This is a genomic window from Providencia sp. PROV130 (assembly GCF_028482225.1).
GTDB lineage: Bacteria > Pseudomonadota > Gammaproteobacteria > Enterobacterales > Enterobacteriaceae > Providencia > Providencia rettgeri.
On record NZ_JAMPQC010000020.1, the window covers coordinates 81,556 to 98,837 of the forward strand.

Here is a 17,282-nt window from a genome sequence, read left to right on the forward strand (position 1 = left end):
ACCCTTATTATTTAGTGAGTTATGCAATGGTCAACTGCCCTGCATATAGCACAAAGAAGCGTAAGCAGAAGACACCCAGTAAGCTTGCACCACTGATAATCAATACTCTTGCTGCACCTTGGCCTTTATCCATCCATTTTTTGAATAGCAGAGGAATAATAAAACCAAATCCGACAACACCAATCCAAAACCACCAAGTCCAGAAACCACCGCCTAATGCGGCAATTAATGAGCGAAGTTTTCCATCGTCCCCTAACGCTAACCCAACAAAAAAGGCCGCTAATAGGAATATCTCCAGCCAAATAACAAAGCCTTCGATACGGTGTAAAAATGCGGTTTCGCCGTTATGGATATTTTTACGGTAGCGTAATGCGATTGCCATTAATGATACCGCGATACCTGACGATATTCCTGAAAATAGGAATAAAGCCGGTAATAGTGGATTGTTTAAGAATGGATAAGATTTTAATGCTGAAAGTAAAAAACCAGTATAAGCCCCAAGCAAAACAGCCAAGACTAGCATCACAATATCCAGAGAACGCATCGCACGATTTAGCAGGGTCAATATTCTTGGGATAAGCGTAAATTTAGGTAGCCATTTTTGCTGTAAAACAATGAGCTCTTTTTCATAGATTTTAGCAAGCCAAATAACAAGTACAGCCATATACACTTGGAATAACATTACCCCCATTGACATCACCGAAGTCGGGCTGTAATGAAACATTAATTTCCAGAATGTCCATGGACGCGTCAAATGGAGAATTAAGATCAATAACCCAAAGATGATTGTTGTCGGAGCTAAAATCAGTGTTGTGCGCATGAGAGTGCTATCACTGCCAGCCGCAGTGGGATAATACTGGCGCATAAGTACCGCAAGTACTACTAGCCCAGCCGAAATACCAATTAAGAATAAGTAAACGGCAATGGGCCAGTCCCACACTAAGGATTCAAAATGGAAAGCAGAAGCTGTTGTCATTGGCTAACCTCCCCATATTTGAACGGGACTCGATACATTTTGGGGTGAGTACCGAGTGCAATTTTGAATCGATAAGTCGGCTTTTCTTTTAGCATCAACGAAATATCGCTCTTAGGATCATCTAAATTACCGAAGGTTAATGCTTTGGTCGGGCAAGATTCGACACAAGCGGGTTGCTTACCCTTTTTTAGATTCGTTTTACGACAAAAATCACATTTATCCGCGGTTTTATTGATAGGGTGAATAAATCTGACACGATAAGGGCAGGCAGCAATACAGTATTGGCAGCCGACACATAAGTCAGGGTTTACATCAACAATCCCCGTTGTTTTGTCGATAAAAGAGGCACCAGTAGGGCAAACATCAACACAAGGCGCACTTTCACAATGTTGACAGGAATGGCGAAAAAAACGGTATTTAACATCAGGAAATTGGCCTATAGGCTCACTACGGATGATGGTTAACCGTGAAACACCTTCCGGTACTTGATTAACCTCTCGGCACGCATCCATACACGCCGTACAGCCGATGCACAGATTTTCATCGTGCACCATGCCGTAGCGAACGCCATCTATTTTTATGGTGTTAGCTAGCGTATGGCTAGCAACCCCTCCTACCGCCGCCAGTGCTCCTGAGTAGATAATGAATTGACGACGAGAACAACTCATGGCTGCTCCTTACGCAATTTCACCGCTGCTGGATTGAAATCAGGGTTATTGCGTTGATCTGAGTGACAGTCGACACATATTTTTACTTTGCCCTTATCAGTCAGTACCTTCATCGTATCTTGCTTTGGATGAAGGTCATGGCAACTGGCACAGGCCACTTTGGTGACGTGGACATCATGAGGCCAGAACGCTTTTTGCAGTTGCTCCGGTAAGTGACATGACAGACAGACACTGTTTTGTTGTTCAACGCTATACATTGGGTTGTTAAAGCGCATGACATCTTTGACGCCTTCACGGTGATCAGGCCCTGGGTTACCGTGGCAGTTGGTGCAAGTCACGGGTAAGTTATTGTTAGGGTTAACCACTTCTGCGTGAGTGCCATGCATGCCTTCTTGGTCTGGTTTATGACAGTCTAAGCAGGCGCTGTCAGCACTGCGTTGCTGCGTGACAACCCAACGGCCTTCGGCATTTTCTTGTGCCATTTGTGGGGTTGCGGATGCGGCTGTTGCCCATAATAAGCCTGTTGCCAGCACCCCAGCAGTTAATAACGAACGTAGTACGCTCATATTCACTCCATTGGTTGGTATTGCCCCATTATTTGGGGCAAATCATGGTTATTTGGCTAATAGGTCATTTTTACGAGCTTGGTCATCCCACTGCGGAACGACAGTTTTTAAGAACTCTTGTTTCTCCGCGTTGATTTTTTGCATATCTAAACCAATGGCTTGTTGTGCTTTTTCCTTGGTTGAAATATCAGGGATGGCAATTTCATGGGTGATGCCTTTAGAGCCTAACAGGCGAGCGAGTTTAGTACGTGCATCTGCCGCTTTATCCATCGAACCACCTAACATACGTAGGCCTTCATCTGGTGCGTGCATATGAATACCGTGGGAGGCGATAGCTAAATCCCAGCGCCATTGTGCATGGCGAATATCGGTTAAAATTGGTTTCATTTCATCTTCGGTTGCGCCTGCATCCCATGCAGCTTTCGCTTCAAAGTGAGCGCGTACCAATTGGTCTTCCGCTTTGATTTTCATCTCTTGGATAGCGACTTTACGTTCAGCAACCACATCTTGCAGTTGTTGTTTGCTTTGGGTATGGCAAGTGCTACAGGTTTGTTCGAAATTGTCGAATGGATTACCAATTTTATGGCTGGTGTACAGTTCGCCTTTTTCGTTTTGCAGTTTTGGCATATGGCAATCAATACAGGTCACGTTATTTTTGCCATGAATACCCGCACTCCAAGTTTCATATTCTGGGTGTTGGGCTTTTAGCATTGGAGCTTTCGACAGTGAGTTGGTCCAGTCAGAGAAACCAATGTTATCGTAGTAGACTTCCATATCTTCCACTTTGGTGCCGTTATCCCATGGGAATTTCACGGCTTTTTTATCACCAGAGAAATAATATTCTACGTGGCACTGGCCACACACCATGGACTGTTGGTCGAACCGGCTGGCTTTATCAAACGGTTTGCCAATCGCTTCCATTGCACGCTCTGCATAAGGGCGAGAAAGTGTTAGCTCTGGTTTACCTTTTGCAAAATCCGCTGAGTCGGTTTTATGGCAATCCGCGCAACCTAAGACATTCACCACTTCTGGGCCACCTTTCGCCCACTTACCTTCGAAATAGCCATCTTCGCCATGTTCTTGGATAAGTCTAGCCACATCGGGACTTTTACAGCTCCAACATGCCATCGGAAGCGGGCCATCTTGGGCATCTTTCGGAGCACCAGTTCGTAAGGTTTCACGGACGTCAATAATGGCATAGGCGTGACCACGAGGTTTGTTGTAGTCGCGTGAGAATGGGTATCCAGCCCAGAGTACGACTAAGCGAGGGTCTTCCGCTAATGCGTCTTCTCGGTTTGATTGCTCGGATGTTGCTCGCCAAGAGTGGTATTGATCAGGGTGAGCGGCTTCGAAAGTTTCATTTCGAGCGTTGATGGTAGATGTACTATCTTTAGTCGGAGTTTGAGCATGAACAGAGGTAAAGAGAAATATTCCTGCAACCAGACTCAATAAGCATAGTGCATTATTTCTTATGTTTGCCATAAAAAGGGCCTCGAGTAATTTTAGCCAGTCATCCCTTCATTTTTCGAGTTGTTGTTATATTGTGACCTGTGACTCGAACTATTTTGGGTATCTTTTTGTTATTTAGGTTTGATAGCAAGCTTTCATCTGCTACCAAGACATTGCCAATTTATATGTGTAACAAAAAACCACACTAAAAATATTGTTTTTGATCAAAAGATAATTTGTAATAAGGAAATAGAATGTGAGGAAATAATAAAAAATAGGTATTATTGAAATTGATATGGTTATTTTTCTGTGGTTTTTAACTGTTACTTTTAACAATTAATTAGTAATGATTCTTATTTTGATGTTTGGCGTTGTCTGATTTTATTTTGTTGATTTTAAAATAATTTTTTTATTTTAAATATTTGATTGCTGTTTTTGAAATAAAGTTAGAAATGAAATTTGTTTAATATCAAAAAAAATACAGATATTTTTTTGCTAAATGACATTATGTATACCACTTTAGTGGTAGTTTTGAGCTGGAATTATAATTTAAAAAATTAAAACTTGAGTTTAAATTAATAATACATATTAAAAAAATGTTAATAAATAATTAAAAAGGCCTACTCGCTTGTCATTTTGATGCTATTTTTAGCTAATGGTGAGTAAATAACGTAAATGTTGTCATTTCTAGTCGTATACGGGTAATTACCTCTTTTACCCACTTGGTAGTATGTATTTTTATAACCTCTATCGTTAATATTTCTCATAAATACACATATAAAAAATGCGGTTTATCAATACGTTTTAGTTTTTTTGTTGGCAATGTAAAGGAAAAAAACATGGTTGATCTCACCCGTCGGGGAGTATTAACTGGTGCGTGGCGTAGTGCAGCCCCAGTGGTTCGGCCGCCATGGAGTGGTAGTGAAACGCAATTTATCGAATTGTGTACCCGTTGCAATGCCTGTGTTGAAAGTTGCGAAACGGCAATTATCCAACCAGGAGCAGGGGGCTACCCTGTTGTTGATTTTAAGCGTGGTGAATGTACATTTTGCTATGCATGTGCAACAGCATGTCCAGAACCTATTTTCCTACCAAAACATTCCCAACCTTGGGATATCTCAATTTCGATTGGCCAAAATTGTCTTGCTTATCTTTCGATTGAATGTCGTCGTTGCCAAGACAGTTGTGAGCCTGAAGTCATCTCTTTTCGTCCGTCAATGGCCGGTATATACCAGCCAAAAGTAGAAACACCAGGTTGTACAGGCTGTGGTGCTTGCGTCGCAGGTTGCCCAGTTTCAGCCATTACCGTGGAGCATGAACATGCACAGTAACTATCAAGTGTGCAGTTTAATAGTACAAGTAAAAAGTGAGCGACTGTCTACTGTGGCCGAAGAAATTAATCAACTTTCCCATTGTGAAGTGGCGCTAAGCGCCCCGGAAAACGGAAAACTGATTGTGGTTGTTGAAGGGCAAGGTAGTAGAACGTTGTTAGATACTATTGATTTAGTACGCGATATTGACGGCGTACTAGATGTTTCGCTGGTTTACCATCAGCAGGAAGAGCAAGGTGAGGAAGATTATGAAACTCAGTCGTCGTAGCTTTATGAAAGCCAATGCGATAGCGGCCGCTGCTGCGGCGGCAGGTATTGGCGCACCGAGCATTGCGAAAGCAGTGGTTGGTCAACAAGAAAGTATTAAATGGGACAAAGCCCCTTGTCGTTTTTGTGGTACAGGATGTGGGGTACTGGTGGGAACTCAAAATGGTCGTATTGTGGCCAGTCAAGGTGACCCAGAAGCTCCTGTAAACCGTGGTCTAAACTGTATCAAAGGGTATTTCTTACCAAAAATTATGTACGGAAAAGACCGTTTAACGCAGCCAATGTTGCGTATGAAAGACGGCGAATATGACAAAAATGGGGAGTTTACACCGATCACGTGGGAACAAGCCTTTGATGTTATGGAAGAAAAGGTCAAAACCACATTAAAAGAAAAAGGTCCTGAAGGGATTGGTATGTTCGGTTCGGGCCAGTGGACTGTTTGGGAAGGCTATGCGGCATCAAAACTGTTCAAAGGTGGTTTCCGTTCTAATAACTTAGACCCGAATGCACGCCACTGCATGGCTTCTGCGGTCGTGGGCTTCATGCGTACTTTTGGTATGGATGAACCAATGGGTTGTTATGATGACATTGAGCATGCTGATGCGTTTGTCCTTTGGGGCTCAAACATGGCTGAGATGCACCCAATCTTGTGGTCTCGTATCACCAACCGCCGTCTGTCTAACCCTGACGTGCGTGTTGCAGTGTTATCGACTTTCAAACACCGTAGCTTTGAATTAGCGGATAACGGCATCGTCTTTACACCACAATCTGACTTAGTGATCCTGAACTATATTGCAAACTATATCATTCAAAATAATGCAGTTAATCAGGAATTCCTCGATAAACACGTGAATTTACGTCGTGGTGCAACAGATATCGGTTATGGATTACGCCCAACTCACCCACTCGAACAAAATGCGAAAAATGCAGGTTCTGATGCGTCTGAGCCAATGACATGGGACGAATATAAAGCCTTTGTTGCAGAATATACGCTAGACAAAACCGCAGAAATGACCGGGGTTCCAAAAGATCAGTTAGAGGAACTTGCTAAGCTTTACGCAGACCCTAAAACGAAAGTGGTTTCTTATTGGACCATGGGTTTTAACCAGCACACTCGCGGTGTTTGGGCGAATAACTTAGCGTATAACTTGCACTTACTGACAGGAAAAATTTCTCAACCTGGTTGTGGGCCGTTCTCATTAACAGGCCAGCCATCAGCGTGTGGTACTGCTCGTGAAGTTGGTACGTTCTCACACCGTTTACCTGCAGACATGGTGGTTACCAATGAAAAACACCGTGAGAAAGTAGAAGGTGTGTGGGGGGTACCTGCTGGGACGATCCCTGAAAAAGTGGGTTTACACGCCGTAGCTCAAGACCGTGCTTTAAAAGACGGTAAATTGAATTTCTACTGGGTAATGTGTAACAACAACATGCAAGCGGGCCCGAATATCAACCAAGAGCGTATGCCTGGTTGGCGTGATCCTCGCAACTTTATCGTGGTTTCTGACCCTTATCCAACGGTCAGTGCGTTAGCTGCTGACTTGATTTTACCGACAGCCATGTGGGTAGAAAAAGAAGGTGCTTACGGTAATGCGGAACGTCGTACCCAATTTTGGCGCCAGCAAGTTAAAGCACCTGGCGAAGCGAAATCTGACTTAATGCAGATGGTACTGTTCTCTAAACGCTTTACAACGGATGAAGTGTGGCCTGAAGAGTTACTCGCGAAAAAACCTGAGTTACGCGGTAAAACACTGTATGACGTGTTATTCGCTAACCAAGCTGTAACGAAGTTCCCTGTGAGCGAGTTAGCAGAAGACCAACTTAATGATGAGTCTCGTGAATTAGGCTTCTACTTACAAAAAGGGCTGTTCGAAGAATACGCTGGCTTTGGTCGCGGCCATGGTCATGACTTGGCTGATTTTGATGACTACCACAAAGCACGCGGTATCCGTTGGCCAGTGGTTGATGGCAAAGAAACTCAGTGGCGTTATAGCGAAGGAAATGACCCTTACGTTAAGGCTGGCGAGGGTTATCAATTCTACGGTAAACCAGATGGTAAAGCGGTGATTTTTGCCCTGCCATTTGAGCCTGCTGCAGAATCGCCAGATAAAGAATATGATTTATGGTTATCAACAGGCCGTGTATTAGAACATTGGCATACCGGTAGTATGACACGCCGTGTTCCTGAACTGCACCGTGCTTTCCCTGAATCTCTTGTGTTTATACATCCAATCGATGCGAAAGAGAGAGGTTTACGCCGTGGTGATAAAGTCAAAGTGGTTTCACGCCGTGGTGATGTAACCACGATTGTCGAAACACGTGGCCGTAATAGACCACCAAAAGGCTTAGTTTACATGGCGTTTTTCGATGCTGCGCAGCTAGTGAATAACTTAACACTGGATGCAACCGATCCGCTTTCAAAAGAAACGGATTACAAAAAATGTGCCGTTAAACTGGAAAAGGTGTAATTGCTCATGCCCCAGAAAGCTAAGTCTCAACAGGCTAAGTCCCAGAACAGTCGTCGTCGCTTTTTACGCGATGTTGCCCGCACTGCGGGTGGGTTGGCGGCTGTTGGTGTGGTGCTGGGGCTTCAGCAACAAACTTCCCGTGCGAGTGGCGTCAAGCTTCGCCCGCCGGGAGCCCTTGATGAAAAAGTATTTGCCAGTGCATGTGTCCGCTGTGGGCAATGCGTTCAAGCCTGCCCGTATGACATGTTGAAATTAGCGACATTGGCATCCGGTTTGGCTTCCGGAACGCCATACTTCATCGCCCGAGAAAATCCGTGTGAAATGTGTGAGGACATTCCTTGCGCCAAGGTTTGCCCAAGTGGTGCATTGGATAAAGACATTGAGTCGATTAACGATGCACGCATGGGGTTAGCCGTTTTACTCGATCAGGAAAACTGCCTGAACTTTCAAGGGCTAAGGTGTGATGTATGTTACCGCGTATGTCCATTGATTGATGAAGCCATCACATTGGAACTTGAACAAAACCACCGAACCGGTAAGCACGCGCGTTTCCTACCCACCGTCAATAGCAACTACTGCACGGGATGTGGTAAATGTGAACAGGCATGTGTATTGGAAGAAGCGGCTATCAAGGTATTACCAAGGTCGCTGGCGAAAGGTGAGTTAGGACACCATTACCGCTTTGGTTGGCTGGAGGGTAACAATGGCGAATCGTAAACGTGATGCCGGACGTGAAGCTCAGGCAAAAAAAGGCTGGTGGCAGAGCCACAAATGGTTGGTGTTTAGACGCATAAGCCAATTGCTGGTGTTAGCGATGTTCTTGAGTGGGCCATGGTTTGGGGTATGGATTTTACATGGTAACTACAGCAGTAGCTTATTGTTAGACACCGTACCTTTGACTGACCCATTAATCACCTTAGAGAGCTTAGCAAGTGGTTACTTACCGGGGATCTCAGCATTAGTTGGGGCTGCTATCGTATTCGGGGTTTATGCACTGCTGGGTAAGCGCATTTTCTGTAGTTGGGTCTGTCCTGTAAACCCAGTGACGGATGCGGCGGCGTGGTTAAGACGTAAATTTGATTTTAACCAATCCGCAACCATACCGCGCAATATTCGCTATGTATTGCTGGTCGTGATCCTGATCGGTTCTGCTATTACAGGTACCTTACTTTGGGAATGGCTTAATCCAGTTTCATTAATGGGGCGCAGTTTAATTTTTGGTTTTGGCAGCGGTGCATTGGTTTTAGTTGCACTGTTTTTATTCGATTTATTAGTTGTGGAACATGGTTGGTGCGGTCACCTTTGCCCATTAGGTGCGCTATATGGCGTGGCAGGGTGTAAGGGCGCATTGGTTGTTACAGCGGAAAATAAAGAAAACTGTAGCCGTTGTATGGACTGTTTCCACATTTGTCCGGAGCCGCAAGTTCTGCGCGCACCGGTCCTAGATAAACAAGCTCCAGCGCAGATATCCGATAAAGATTGCATCACTTGCGGTCGTTGCATCGATGTTTGTTCTGAGGATGTTTTTAAAATAACACTAAGATGGAGTTCGGGAGCAAAATCATGAAAAATCCTGTCCTGAAAAAGACGATCAGCCGTTGGGTGGCTGGAATGGCCTTTGTTGTAAGCAGCCTTGTTTGGGCTGCTAATGGTGTAGACCTGACCCAATCACCAGAAGTATCCGGTACGTCAGAAGGAAGCATTCATATTCCGAAAGAGCAAGAAAGAATGGCATTAAACTATGTGAATCAACCACCAATGATCCCACATAGTGTTGAAGGTTATCAAATTACCACTAATACTAATCGTTGCTTGCAATGCCATGGTGTGGAAAATTATCGCACTACAGGGGCACCAAGAGTTAGCCCAACACACTTTATGGATGCAACAGGCAAAGTTCTTGGCGAAGTCGCGCCAAATCGCTACTTCTGTTTACAGTGCCACGTGCCTCAGTCAGACACGGCACCGATTGTTGATAACACATTTACCCCATCCAAAGGTTTTGGGAAATAAGGGGGAATTATGTCAAATAACAATGAAAAGCAAACAAATGATGACAAGCCGAAGAAAAAGGGCTTGTTTGGGTTAATCGGCCGAGTATGGCGCTGGTGGCGTAGGCCAAGCCGCTTAGCGTTAGGAACATTATTACTGATAGGCTTCGTGAGTGGTGTTATTTTCTGGGGCGGCTTCAATACCGGTATGGAAATGGCCAATACGGAAGAGTTCTGTATTAGCTGCCATGAAATGCGTGAGAATGTCTATGAAGAATATATGGATACTATTCACTATACTAACCGTAGTGGTGTCCGTGCAACTTGCCCAGATTGTCACGTACCGCATGAGTTTGGCCCTAAAATGGTGCGTAAAATTCAAGCGAGTAAAGAGTTATACGGAAAAATTTTTGGCATTATCGATACGCCACAAAAATTTGAAGACCATCGGTTAGCGATGGCGCAAAGCGAATGGCGGCGGATGAAAAATAACGACTCACAAGAGTGTCGTAACTGCCATAACTTTGAGTATATGGACTTTACTGCACAAAAAGGGGTCGCAGCCAAAATGCATGACCAAGCCATCACGGATGGTAAAACCTGTATTGACTGCCATAAAGGGATCGCCCATAAGTTGCCGGACATGCGTGAAGTTGAACCTGGCTTTTAATTCAAGGTAATCATTTTATGATGAGTTACATCGATGAATTATAAGTAATGATCAATAAATAGGCTGGTTATGCGTTTGAGTATGATCAGCCTAAGTTATATTTGTGTTAAATCAATATATTTGCTTTTTTAATGTGTATTGTATGATGCTGTCACGCAGCATTTACTAACAATATAATAAATCAGGGTAATTAAACTATGTGGAAAAAGCTTCATCAACTAGCCATCCCAGCCAACCTGTATCGGTTATGTGGGCGTCTAATACCGTGGTTTATTATATTGAGTGTAATTTGTTTAGCGGTGGGATGGGTTTGGGGATTTGGTTTTGCGCCAACTGATAAAGTCCAAAGTCAAAGCTATCGTATTATGTATATCCATGTTCCTGCTGCAATGTGGTCGATGGGAATTTATGCCACGATGGCCATTACGGCTTTTGTCGGTCTAGTCTGGCAAATGAAAGTCTCAGAATTGGCGATAGCAGCGATGGCACCAGTAGGGGCGGTATTTACCTTTATCGCATTGGTTACAGGTGCGACATGGGGTAAACCAATGTGGGGTGCATGGTGGGTATGGGATGCACGTTTAACCTCTGAATTAATTCTATTTTTTCTGTATGTGGGGATTATTGCTTTATGGCATGCTTTTGATGATCGTCGCACCGCAGGAAAAGCCGCTGCGATTTTAGTATTAATTGGTGTGATTAACTTACCTATCATTCATTATTCAGTTGAATGGTGGCAAACTTTGCACCAACCTTCGACTCGCATGCAAGAAAGTATCAACCCTGCTATGCGTACACCACTTCGTTTAGCTATCCTTGGTTACCTATTTCTCTTTATCTCATTAACGTTAATCCGTTTACGTAGTCAATTATTGATGTTAGAACGTAACCGTCCATGGGTATTAGATATTGTTAATAAAAAAGGACGTCAATCATGACTAGCGCATTTGCATCTTGGAGTGAATTTTGGGCGATGGGCGGCTATGGTTTTTATGTATGGCTGGCGGTTGCGCTGACATTAATACCTATTTTATTACTCTGTTTGCATACGTATATACAAAGAAAAATGATAATAAATGCAATTATTCAACAGCAAGCTCGTGAAGTCAGGCAAAAAGCAGCAAGAGCGCGTAGGGAGGGAGTGTGAATATTCGTCGTCGTAACCGACTTTGGCTGATCTGTTCCATATTGGTTGGTGTGGGGCTAACCCTCGCATTGATTCTCTATGCATTGCGCTCAAGTATTGACTTGTTTTATACCCCCGGTGAAATCATTTATGGTAAGCGAGAAACTCAGCAAGTCCCTGAGGTTGGGCAACGTTTACGTGTCGGTGGCATGGTCATGCCAGGCAGTGTAGTACGTGATTCTGACCCTGTCTCTAATGCTGTCAATATCACTTTCACTGTTTATGATGCCGAAGGCGAGGTTAATGTAAGTTATCATGGAATTTTGCCCGACTTATTCAAAGAAGGGCAAGGTGTCGTTGTTCAAGGGGAATTACAAGAGAATAATCATATTTTAGCGAAAGAAGTGCTCGCGAAACATGATGAAAACTATACGCCACCAGAGGTTGAAAAAGCGATGCAAGAAAACCATCGCAGGCCAGCTGCTGCCTATAAGGACAATGCATCATGATCCCTGAAATTGGTAGCGTTTTACTGTGCTTGGCATTAGGGCTTGCCGTTTTGCTGTCTTTTTACCCGCTATGGGGAGTGGCACGCAATGATGCACGCTTAATGGCATCATCACGTCCATTAGCATGGTTACTTTTTCTTTGTGTAACAGGGGCATTCCTAGTATTAGTGAATGCCTTTGTTGTTAATGATTTCTCAGTCACTTATGTTGCCAATAACTCTAATACGCAATTACCTATTTGGTATCGTGTTGCGGCAACATGGGGAGCTCACGAAGGCTCATTATTACTTTGGGTATTATTAATGAGTGGCTGGACATTTGCGGTGGCAATTTGCAGTTATCGCATGCCGCTCGACATTGTTGCCCGTGTTTTAGCTGTTATGGGGATGGTTAGCGTTGGTTTTTTGCTGTTTATCATCTTTACTTCAAATCCGTTTTCGCGCACGCTGCCTGCCTTTCCGATTGAAGGGCGTGACCTCAATCCATTACTACAAGATCCTGGGCTGATTTTCCACCCACCATTGTTATACATGGGATATGTCGGTTTTTCAGTGGCATTCGCCTTTGCGATTGCTGCATTGTTAAGTGGCCGGTTAGATAGCTCTTTCACGCGTTTTGCTCGCCCTTGGACGATGGCAGCATGGTTCTTTTTAACGCTAGGGATCATGTTAGGTTCCGCATGGGCTTATTATGAATTAGGTTGGGGGGGCTGGTGGTTCTGGGACCCGGTGGAAAATGCTTCCTTTATGCCATGGTTAGTGGGAACAGCATTGATCCACTCACTTTCCGTGACTGAGCAGCGAGCCACTTTTAAAGCATGGTCACTATTATTGTCGATTTTTGCTTTCTCATTGTGTTTGCTCGGGACTTTCTTAGTCCGCTCGGGGGTATTGGTTTCCGTACACGCCTTTGCCTCAGACCCATCTCGAGGGTTATTCATCTTAGCCTTCATGGTGTTAGTGATTGGCGGCTCTTTATTAGTGTTTGCACTGCGTGGGCACAAGGTACGCTCAAGAGTGAACAATGCGCTATGGTCCCGTGAATCCATGTTACTGGGCAATAACGTTATCCTAACGGCAGCGATGTTAGTCGTGTTACTCGGTACATTGCTACCGTTGGTCCATAAACAAATTGGTCTGGGTACGATTTCCATTGGTGAACCGTTCTTTAATACCATGTTTATCGCGTTGATGGTGCCATTTGCCTTGCTACTGGGGATTGGACCACTCGTACGTTGGGGGCGTGACCGCCCTGCGGCGATTAAAAAGTTATTAATCATTGCAACCGTATTAACCGTTATTCTCTCATTTGCCCTGCCATTATTAATGGAAGATAGGGTAGAAGCCCTGACGGTCGTTGGCTTAATGATGGCGTGCTGGATTGCTATTCTTGCCTTCGCAGAAATGCGAGTCCGCATCAGTAAGAAAATCAAGCTCACACCAAGTTACTGGGGAATGGTACTGGCGCACTTAGGTTTGGCGGTAACTATCGTCGGTATTGCCTTTAGCCAAAATTACAGTATTGAGCGTGACGTGAAAATGAAGCCGGGTGATAGCATTTCAATTCGTGCTTATACCTTTGTATTTAACGGAGTACGAGAAGCTGATGGCCCTAACTACCAAGGTGTTATTGGCAGTATTTCAGTGAAGGAAAAAGACAAAGTCATCGGTGTTTTAATGCCAGAAAAACGTTTTTATAGTGTTAGTCGAGCTGTTATGACTGAAGCGGCGATTGATGGGGGTTTTACTCGCGATTTATATGCTGCATTGGGTGAGGAAATCGCTAAAGATACATGGACTATGCGTTTGTATTATAAACCGTTTGTTCGTTGGATCTGGTCTGGTGGCGTATTAATGGCTATTGGTGCGTTATTCTGCTTGTTTGACCCACGTTATCGTCGTCGCAAATTACAAGGGGAAACAGCATGAACCGCAAAGTCTTCTTAATTCCTTTTATTATTTTTGCAGGAATTGCCGCGGTTCTGTTATGGCAATTGATGCGTAATGCAGAAGGGGATGATCCTCGTTTATTAGAATCTGCTTTAATTGGTAAGCCAGTGCCTGTTTTTCGCCTTGAATCACTAGAAAACCCAGGCCAGCACTACGAATCCGATGTATTAACACAAGGGCAACCTATCTTGTTGAATGTTTGGGCAACATGGTGCCCAACATGCCGTGCAGAACATCAATATTTGAATAAATTGTCTGCACAGGGTGTTCGTGTGGTTGGGTTGAACTATAAAGATAAACGGGATAAAGCCATTGTGTGGTTGCGTGAGTTGGGCAACCCTTATGCCTTAAGCTTATTTGATGGTGAAGGGATGTTAGGCCTTGACCTAGGGGTATATGGGGCACCTGAAACGTTCTTAATTGATGGCAATGGTGTGATCCGTTATCGTCACGCAGGGGCAATGGACGAGCGCGTTTGGGAAAAAGAGTTTAAACCCCTTTGGGAGCGCTATAATCAGGAGGCGAACCAATGAGGTATTTATTGGGTTTATTGATGTTAACGTTAAGTGCAACGGTGACATATGCATCGACAGAAGTCTTTACTTTCGATAATGAACAGCAAGAGCAGCAATTCCGTAAATTAACCGAAGAACTGCGTTGTCCTAAATGCCAAAACAACAGCATTGCGGATTCTAACTCAATGATTGCACTGGACTTGCGCCAAAAAGTGTATGAGTTAATGAAAGAAGGCAAGAACCGTGATGAAATCGTTGATTACATGGTTGCCCGTTATGGTTACTTCGTCACTTATAACCCACCGCTGACACCACTAACGGTTATGCTGTGGGGATTGCCGTTTATTGCGATAGCGGTAGGCGGCTGGATCATTTTTGCCCGTTCTAAAAAACGCGTTAGATTGAAACAGGTTGAGCAGGGTGATGAAGAAGCATTACCTGAGGCCTCTCGCACTAGCAATTGGGTTTATTTACCCGGGTTTATCATTGCATTAGGTGTTGCGGGCGGTGCTTATTATCAGGTAGGTAGCTACGAGAAAGTGGCGGATTGGAATAATGCCTACCAACAAGCTCCGGCCTTGCTAGATAGAGCGCTAGACCCGTCAGAGCCGCCACTTAATAATGCGGAAATGGAACACCTCGCCTTAGGTCTACGTACTCGCCTTCAAGAAGACCCGCAAAATGTAGAAGCGTGGGAAATGCTAGGCCGTATTGGTATGGTGTTGGGGAATGCGACCATGGCAACCGATGCCTATGGCCGTGCTTATCGCCTAGCACCTAAAAATGAAAATGTAGTGATGGGCTATGCGGAAGTTTTGACGCGCTCTTCTGACCCAGAAGATAACCGTCAAGGTGCGGAACTACTTAAAAAGCTGATTGCAGAAGACCGTACCAATGTGAAAGCGTTGAGCATTTTTGCATTCAATGCGTTTGAGCAAGAACGCTACGCTGAAGCCATTTCTGCTTGGCAAATGATGTTAAAACTACTGCCAGAGAATGACCAACGTCGCCCTATCATCGAGCGCAGTGTTGAACAAGCACTGATGATGGTACACGAAAAGAAAGGGTTGCCAGCGAAAGCGGAATAGTTAACGGCAGTCAATTACTATGACCAAAAGGGAGCAACCGCTCCCTTTTGTTTATCTGGTGAATAATCCATTTACTCAATTTGTGATCCTTCTCTCAACCTATCATTATTTTACCCATAATAGATTATAACGATTAATCAAGATTATTTTATCTAATTTAATTAATGAAGCTCTAAATATAAATTATTAATTTAACTTTGTTTTATTTTAAAGTTTTTATATTTATGAAATATATAATAAATAATCCGAGTTATTATATTTACTTATGTACTTTCCTCTTAGTTTAAATTTCATAAAATAAACTAATCAATTCTTATATTGTTTTGATAATAATAGAAGATTTACCTTTGGTTATTCTTTTTTGGTTTTTTTTGTTTTTACTTTTATGCTTTTTGCTTTTTTTTGCTTTGCAGGGAGAACCTATGAGTACAATCACATTAATGTAACAAGGTATAAATTAGAGTAAATGCCATGAGGTAAAATGGCATGAAAGCAGAACGACATAAGAAAATAATTAATATTTTAAAAAATACCGGATCAGCCAAAGTTTCTGTTTTATCGAAAGAACTTAATGTCACTAAAGAAACCATTAGAGCAGATTTAAATTCGTTAGCAAAAAAAGGAATTATTAGCCGTTGCCATGGTGGCGCATACATCGAATTTGAAACACTAGATAAAGTTGCTAAAAAAGAGATAATTCAATTTCTTGAGTGCAATGAAAGTTTTAATGAAAGAACAGATAAGGATGATGCCGTGTTAGGTAAAGTATGTGTATTAGGTTCATTTAACGTAGATATGATTAGTTACTTACCTCGGTTACCAGAGGCAGGCGAATCATTATTATCAAATAAATTTATTTTTTCTCCTGGTGGTAAAGGGTGTAACCAAGCATTAGCAGCGAGTTATTCAGACTCTCCTGTACACTTTATTACTAAGATAGGAACAGATCAATTTAGTGAATATGCAATAAATTTTATATCGTCATCTAAAATTAAAACGTCAACCATATACCAAACTGAAAAATATCAAACAGGCACAGCGTCTATATTTGTCTCTGAAAATAGTGGTGAAAATATTATTTCTATATATCCAGGTTCTAATATGGATATTACTGCTGACGAAGTGAAAATTCAAAAAGATAAAATTGTTAACTCAAATATTATTCTTCTTCAGTTAGAGACTAATATTGAAGCGTTAAAGGAAATTATTGAGATTGGTAATGAATATAAAATTCCAATTATTTTAAATCCTGCTCCGTATAACGACATCGTTAATGAATTAATTGAAAATATTGATATTTTAACCCCTAATGAAACTGAAGCAAGTCTGCTTTCTAACATTAATGTTATTGATTTAGAAAGTGCTAAAAAAGCCGCTGAAGTTATCTATCACAAAGGTGTGAAAAAAGTGGTTATTACACTCGGAAGTAAAGGTTCTATTGCATTTGATGGTAATAAATTTATTTATTCTCCAGCTTATACTGCTGTTGTTAAAAATACCGCGGGTGCAGGGGATGCATTTAATGGGGCTCTTGCTGCATCTTTGGCGAAAGGTAAACAATTTTCGTATGCCTTGCGCTATGCATCGGCGTTTTCATCCCTTGCTGTTGAAACGAGCAATGCTTCAGAAATGCCTGAAGATATAAATGTTATGTATCGTATTAATCAAACAACCTATTCTCAGGTTGTGACTCAATCCCCTGAATAAAT

At 42.9% G+C, this 17,282-nt stretch carries 18 protein-coding genes; 14 read left to right on the forward strand and 4 right to left on the reverse strand.

Annotated features, from left to right (window positions below; all coding sequences use genetic code 11):
• Nucleotides 1-19 precede the first annotated feature (19 nt).
• From nrfD to nrfA, 4 genes are read right to left on the reverse strand one after another with little or no spacing between them, the layout of a single operon-like run.
• Complete coding sequence (nrfD, locus tag PSF28_RS14335) at nucleotides 20-976, reverse strand: cytochrome c nitrite reductase subunit NrfD (protein ID WP_210840262.1); 957 nt, start codon at nucleotides 974-976, stop codon at nucleotides 20-22.
• On the reverse strand, nucleotides 973-1,644 hold the full coding sequence (gene nrfC / locus PSF28_RS14340) for a cytochrome c nitrite reductase Fe-S protein (RefSeq protein ID WP_210840263.1): 672 nt from the start codon (nucleotides 1,642-1,644) through the stop codon (nucleotides 973-975). The genes nrfD and nrfC overlap by 4 nt, the downstream gene beginning before the upstream one ends.
• Nucleotides 1,641-2,210, reverse strand: coding sequence for a cytochrome c nitrite reductase pentaheme subunit (nrfB, locus tag PSF28_RS14345; protein WP_210840264.1), 570 nt, complete (start codon nucleotides 2,208-2,210; stop codon nucleotides 1,641-1,643). Before nrfB ends, nrfC begins: the two co-directional genes overlap by 4 nt.
• A gap of 48 nt (nucleotides 2,211-2,258) precedes the next feature.
• Nucleotides 2,259-3,692, reverse strand: coding sequence for an ammonia-forming nitrite reductase cytochrome c552 subunit (gene nrfA / locus PSF28_RS14350; RefSeq protein WP_004913367.1), 1,434 nt, complete (start codon nucleotides 3,690-3,692; stop codon nucleotides 2,259-2,261).
• 806 nt (nucleotides 3,693-4,498) lie between these two features.
• On the opposite strand from nrfA, the gene napF reads away from it, so the two are divergent.
• The 14 genes from napF to PSF28_RS14420 all read left to right on the forward strand — a co-directional run bounded on the left by napF (nucleotide 4,499) and on the right by PSF28_RS14420 (nucleotide 17,280).
• Nucleotides 4,499-4,990 carry a ferredoxin-type protein NapF gene (gene napF / locus PSF28_RS14355; protein ID WP_004262238.1) on the forward strand — a complete coding sequence of 164 codons (492 nt, stop codon included), beginning with the start codon at nucleotides 4,499-4,501 and terminating at the stop codon, nucleotides 4,988-4,990.
• Complete coding sequence (gene napD / locus PSF28_RS14360) at nucleotides 4,980-5,258, forward strand: chaperone NapD (RefSeq protein WP_004913364.1); 279 nt, start codon at nucleotides 4,980-4,982, stop codon at nucleotides 5,256-5,258. The genes napF and napD overlap by 11 nt, the downstream gene beginning before the upstream one ends.
• A complete protein-coding gene (gene napA / locus PSF28_RS14365) occupies nucleotides 5,239-7,725 on the forward strand; it encodes a nitrate reductase catalytic subunit NapA (RefSeq protein WP_272685246.1) in 2,487 nt (828 codons plus the stop codon). Before napD ends, napA begins: the two co-directional genes overlap by 20 nt.
• A gap of 6 nt (nucleotides 7,726-7,731) precedes the next feature.
• Nucleotides 7,732-8,442 (forward strand): ferredoxin-type protein NapG, encoded by a 711-nt coding sequence (gene napG, locus PSF28_RS14370; protein ID WP_210839969.1) that lies wholly within the window; start codon nucleotides 7,732-7,734, stop codon nucleotides 8,440-8,442.
• On the forward strand, nucleotides 8,429-9,292 hold the full coding sequence (gene napH / locus PSF28_RS14375; protein ID WP_004262229.1) for a quinol dehydrogenase ferredoxin subunit NapH: 864 nt from the start codon (nucleotides 8,429-8,431) through the stop codon (nucleotides 9,290-9,292). Before napG ends, napH begins: the two co-directional genes overlap by 14 nt.
• Nucleotides 9,289-9,738 (forward strand): nitrate reductase cytochrome c-type subunit, encoded by a 450-nt coding sequence (gene napB / locus PSF28_RS14380; RefSeq protein ID WP_004913351.1) that lies wholly within the window; start codon nucleotides 9,289-9,291, stop codon nucleotides 9,736-9,738. Before napH ends, napB begins: the two co-directional genes overlap by 4 nt.
• A gap of 9 nt (nucleotides 9,739-9,747) precedes the next feature.
• Nucleotides 9,748-10,386, forward strand: a complete 639-nt coding sequence (napC, locus tag PSF28_RS14385) for a cytochrome c-type protein NapC (protein WP_210839973.1) — start codon at nucleotides 9,748-9,750, stop codon at nucleotides 10,384-10,386.
• 197 nt (nucleotides 10,387-10,583) lie between these two features.
• Nucleotides 10,584-11,324 (forward strand): heme ABC transporter permease, encoded by a 741-nt coding sequence (locus tag PSF28_RS14390; protein ID WP_210839974.1) that lies wholly within the window; start codon nucleotides 10,584-10,586, stop codon nucleotides 11,322-11,324.
• Nucleotides 11,321-11,533: a heme exporter protein CcmD gene (gene ccmD, locus PSF28_RS14395; protein ID WP_004262214.1), complete on the forward strand. Its 213-nt coding sequence runs from the start codon at nucleotides 11,321-11,323 to the stop codon at nucleotides 11,531-11,533. The genes PSF28_RS14390 and ccmD overlap by 4 nt, the downstream gene beginning before the upstream one ends.
• A complete protein-coding gene (gene ccmE / locus PSF28_RS14400) occupies nucleotides 11,530-12,021 on the forward strand; it encodes a cytochrome c maturation protein CcmE (protein ID WP_210839975.1) in 492 nt (163 codons plus the stop codon). Before ccmD ends, ccmE begins: the two co-directional genes overlap by 4 nt.
• Nucleotides 12,018-13,949 carry a heme lyase CcmF/NrfE family subunit gene (locus PSF28_RS14405; protein WP_004913344.1) on the forward strand — a complete coding sequence of 644 codons (1,932 nt, stop codon included), beginning with the start codon at nucleotides 12,018-12,020 and terminating at the stop codon, nucleotides 13,947-13,949. The genes ccmE and PSF28_RS14405 overlap by 4 nt, the downstream gene beginning before the upstream one ends.
• Nucleotides 13,946-14,503: a thiol:disulfide interchange protein DsbE gene (gene dsbE / locus PSF28_RS14410; protein WP_004262204.1), complete on the forward strand. Its 558-nt coding sequence runs from the start codon at nucleotides 13,946-13,948 to the stop codon at nucleotides 14,501-14,503. Before PSF28_RS14405 ends, dsbE begins: the two co-directional genes overlap by 4 nt.
• Nucleotides 14,500-15,573, forward strand: coding sequence for a cytochrome c-type biogenesis protein CcmH (locus tag PSF28_RS14415; protein WP_210839976.1), 1,074 nt, complete (start codon nucleotides 14,500-14,502; stop codon nucleotides 15,571-15,573). Before dsbE ends, PSF28_RS14415 begins: the two co-directional genes overlap by 4 nt.
• Before the next feature lie 486 nt (nucleotides 15,574-16,059).
• Complete coding sequence (locus PSF28_RS14420) at nucleotides 16,060-17,280, forward strand: PfkB family carbohydrate kinase (RefSeq protein WP_272685247.1); 1,221 nt, start codon at nucleotides 16,060-16,062, stop codon at nucleotides 17,278-17,280.
• Nucleotides 17,281-17,282: the final 2 nt, after the last annotated feature.

Excerpts from the sequence above, each read along its gene's own strand:
- napF (WP_004262238.1), top strand. The coding sequence starts at position 4,499 with ATGGTTGATCTCACCCGTCGGGGAGTATTAACTGGTGCGTGGCGTAGT.
- PSF28_RS14405 (WP_004913344.1), top strand. The coding sequence starts at position 12,018 with ATGATCCCTGAAATTGGTAGCGTTTTACTGTGCTTGGCATTAGGGCTT.
- PSF28_RS14390 (WP_210839974.1), top strand. The coding sequence starts at position 10,584 with ATGTGGAAAAAGCTTCATCAACTAGCCATCCCAGCCAACCTGTATCGG.
- PSF28_RS14420 (WP_272685247.1), top strand. The coding sequence starts at position 16,060 with ATGAAAGCAGAACGACATAAGAAAATAATTAATATTTTAAAAAATACC.
- napG (WP_210839969.1), top strand. The coding sequence starts at position 7,732 with ATGCCCCAGAAAGCTAAGTCTCAACAGGCTAAGTCCCAGAACAGTCGT.
- napH (WP_004262229.1), top strand. The coding sequence starts at position 8,429 with ATGGCGAATCGTAAACGTGATGCCGGACGTGAAGCTCAGGCAAAAAAA.
- napD (WP_004913364.1), top strand. The coding sequence starts at position 4,980 with ATGCACAGTAACTATCAAGTGTGCAGTTTAATAGTACAAGTAAAAAGT.
- nrfA (WP_004913367.1), bottom strand. The coding sequence starts at position 3,692 with ATGGCAAACATAAGAAATAATGCACTATGCTTATTGAGTCTGGTTGCA.
- napC (WP_210839973.1), top strand. The coding sequence starts at position 9,748 with ATGTCAAATAACAATGAAAAGCAAACAAATGATGACAAGCCGAAGAAA.
- dsbE (WP_004262204.1), top strand. The coding sequence starts at position 13,946 with ATGAACCGCAAAGTCTTCTTAATTCCTTTTATTATTTTTGCAGGAATT.
- napA (WP_272685246.1), top strand. The coding sequence starts at position 5,239 with ATGAAACTCAGTCGTCGTAGCTTTATGAAAGCCAATGCGATAGCGGCC.
- ccmD (WP_004262214.1), top strand. The coding sequence starts at position 11,321 with ATGACTAGCGCATTTGCATCTTGGAGTGAATTTTGGGCGATGGGCGGC.
- nrfD (WP_210840262.1), bottom strand. The coding sequence starts at position 976 with ATGACAACAGCTTCTGCTTTCCATTTTGAATCCTTAGTGTGGGACTGG.
- nrfB (WP_210840264.1), bottom strand. The coding sequence starts at position 2,210 with ATGAGCGTACTACGTTCGTTATTAACTGCTGGGGTGCTGGCAACAGGC.
- PSF28_RS14415 (WP_210839976.1), top strand. The coding sequence starts at position 14,500 with ATGAGGTATTTATTGGGTTTATTGATGTTAACGTTAAGTGCAACGGTG.
- napB (WP_004913351.1), top strand. The coding sequence starts at position 9,289 with ATGAAAAATCCTGTCCTGAAAAAGACGATCAGCCGTTGGGTGGCTGGA.
- nrfC (WP_210840263.1), bottom strand. The coding sequence starts at position 1,644 with ATGAGTTGTTCTCGTCGTCAATTCATTATCTACTCAGGAGCACTGGCG.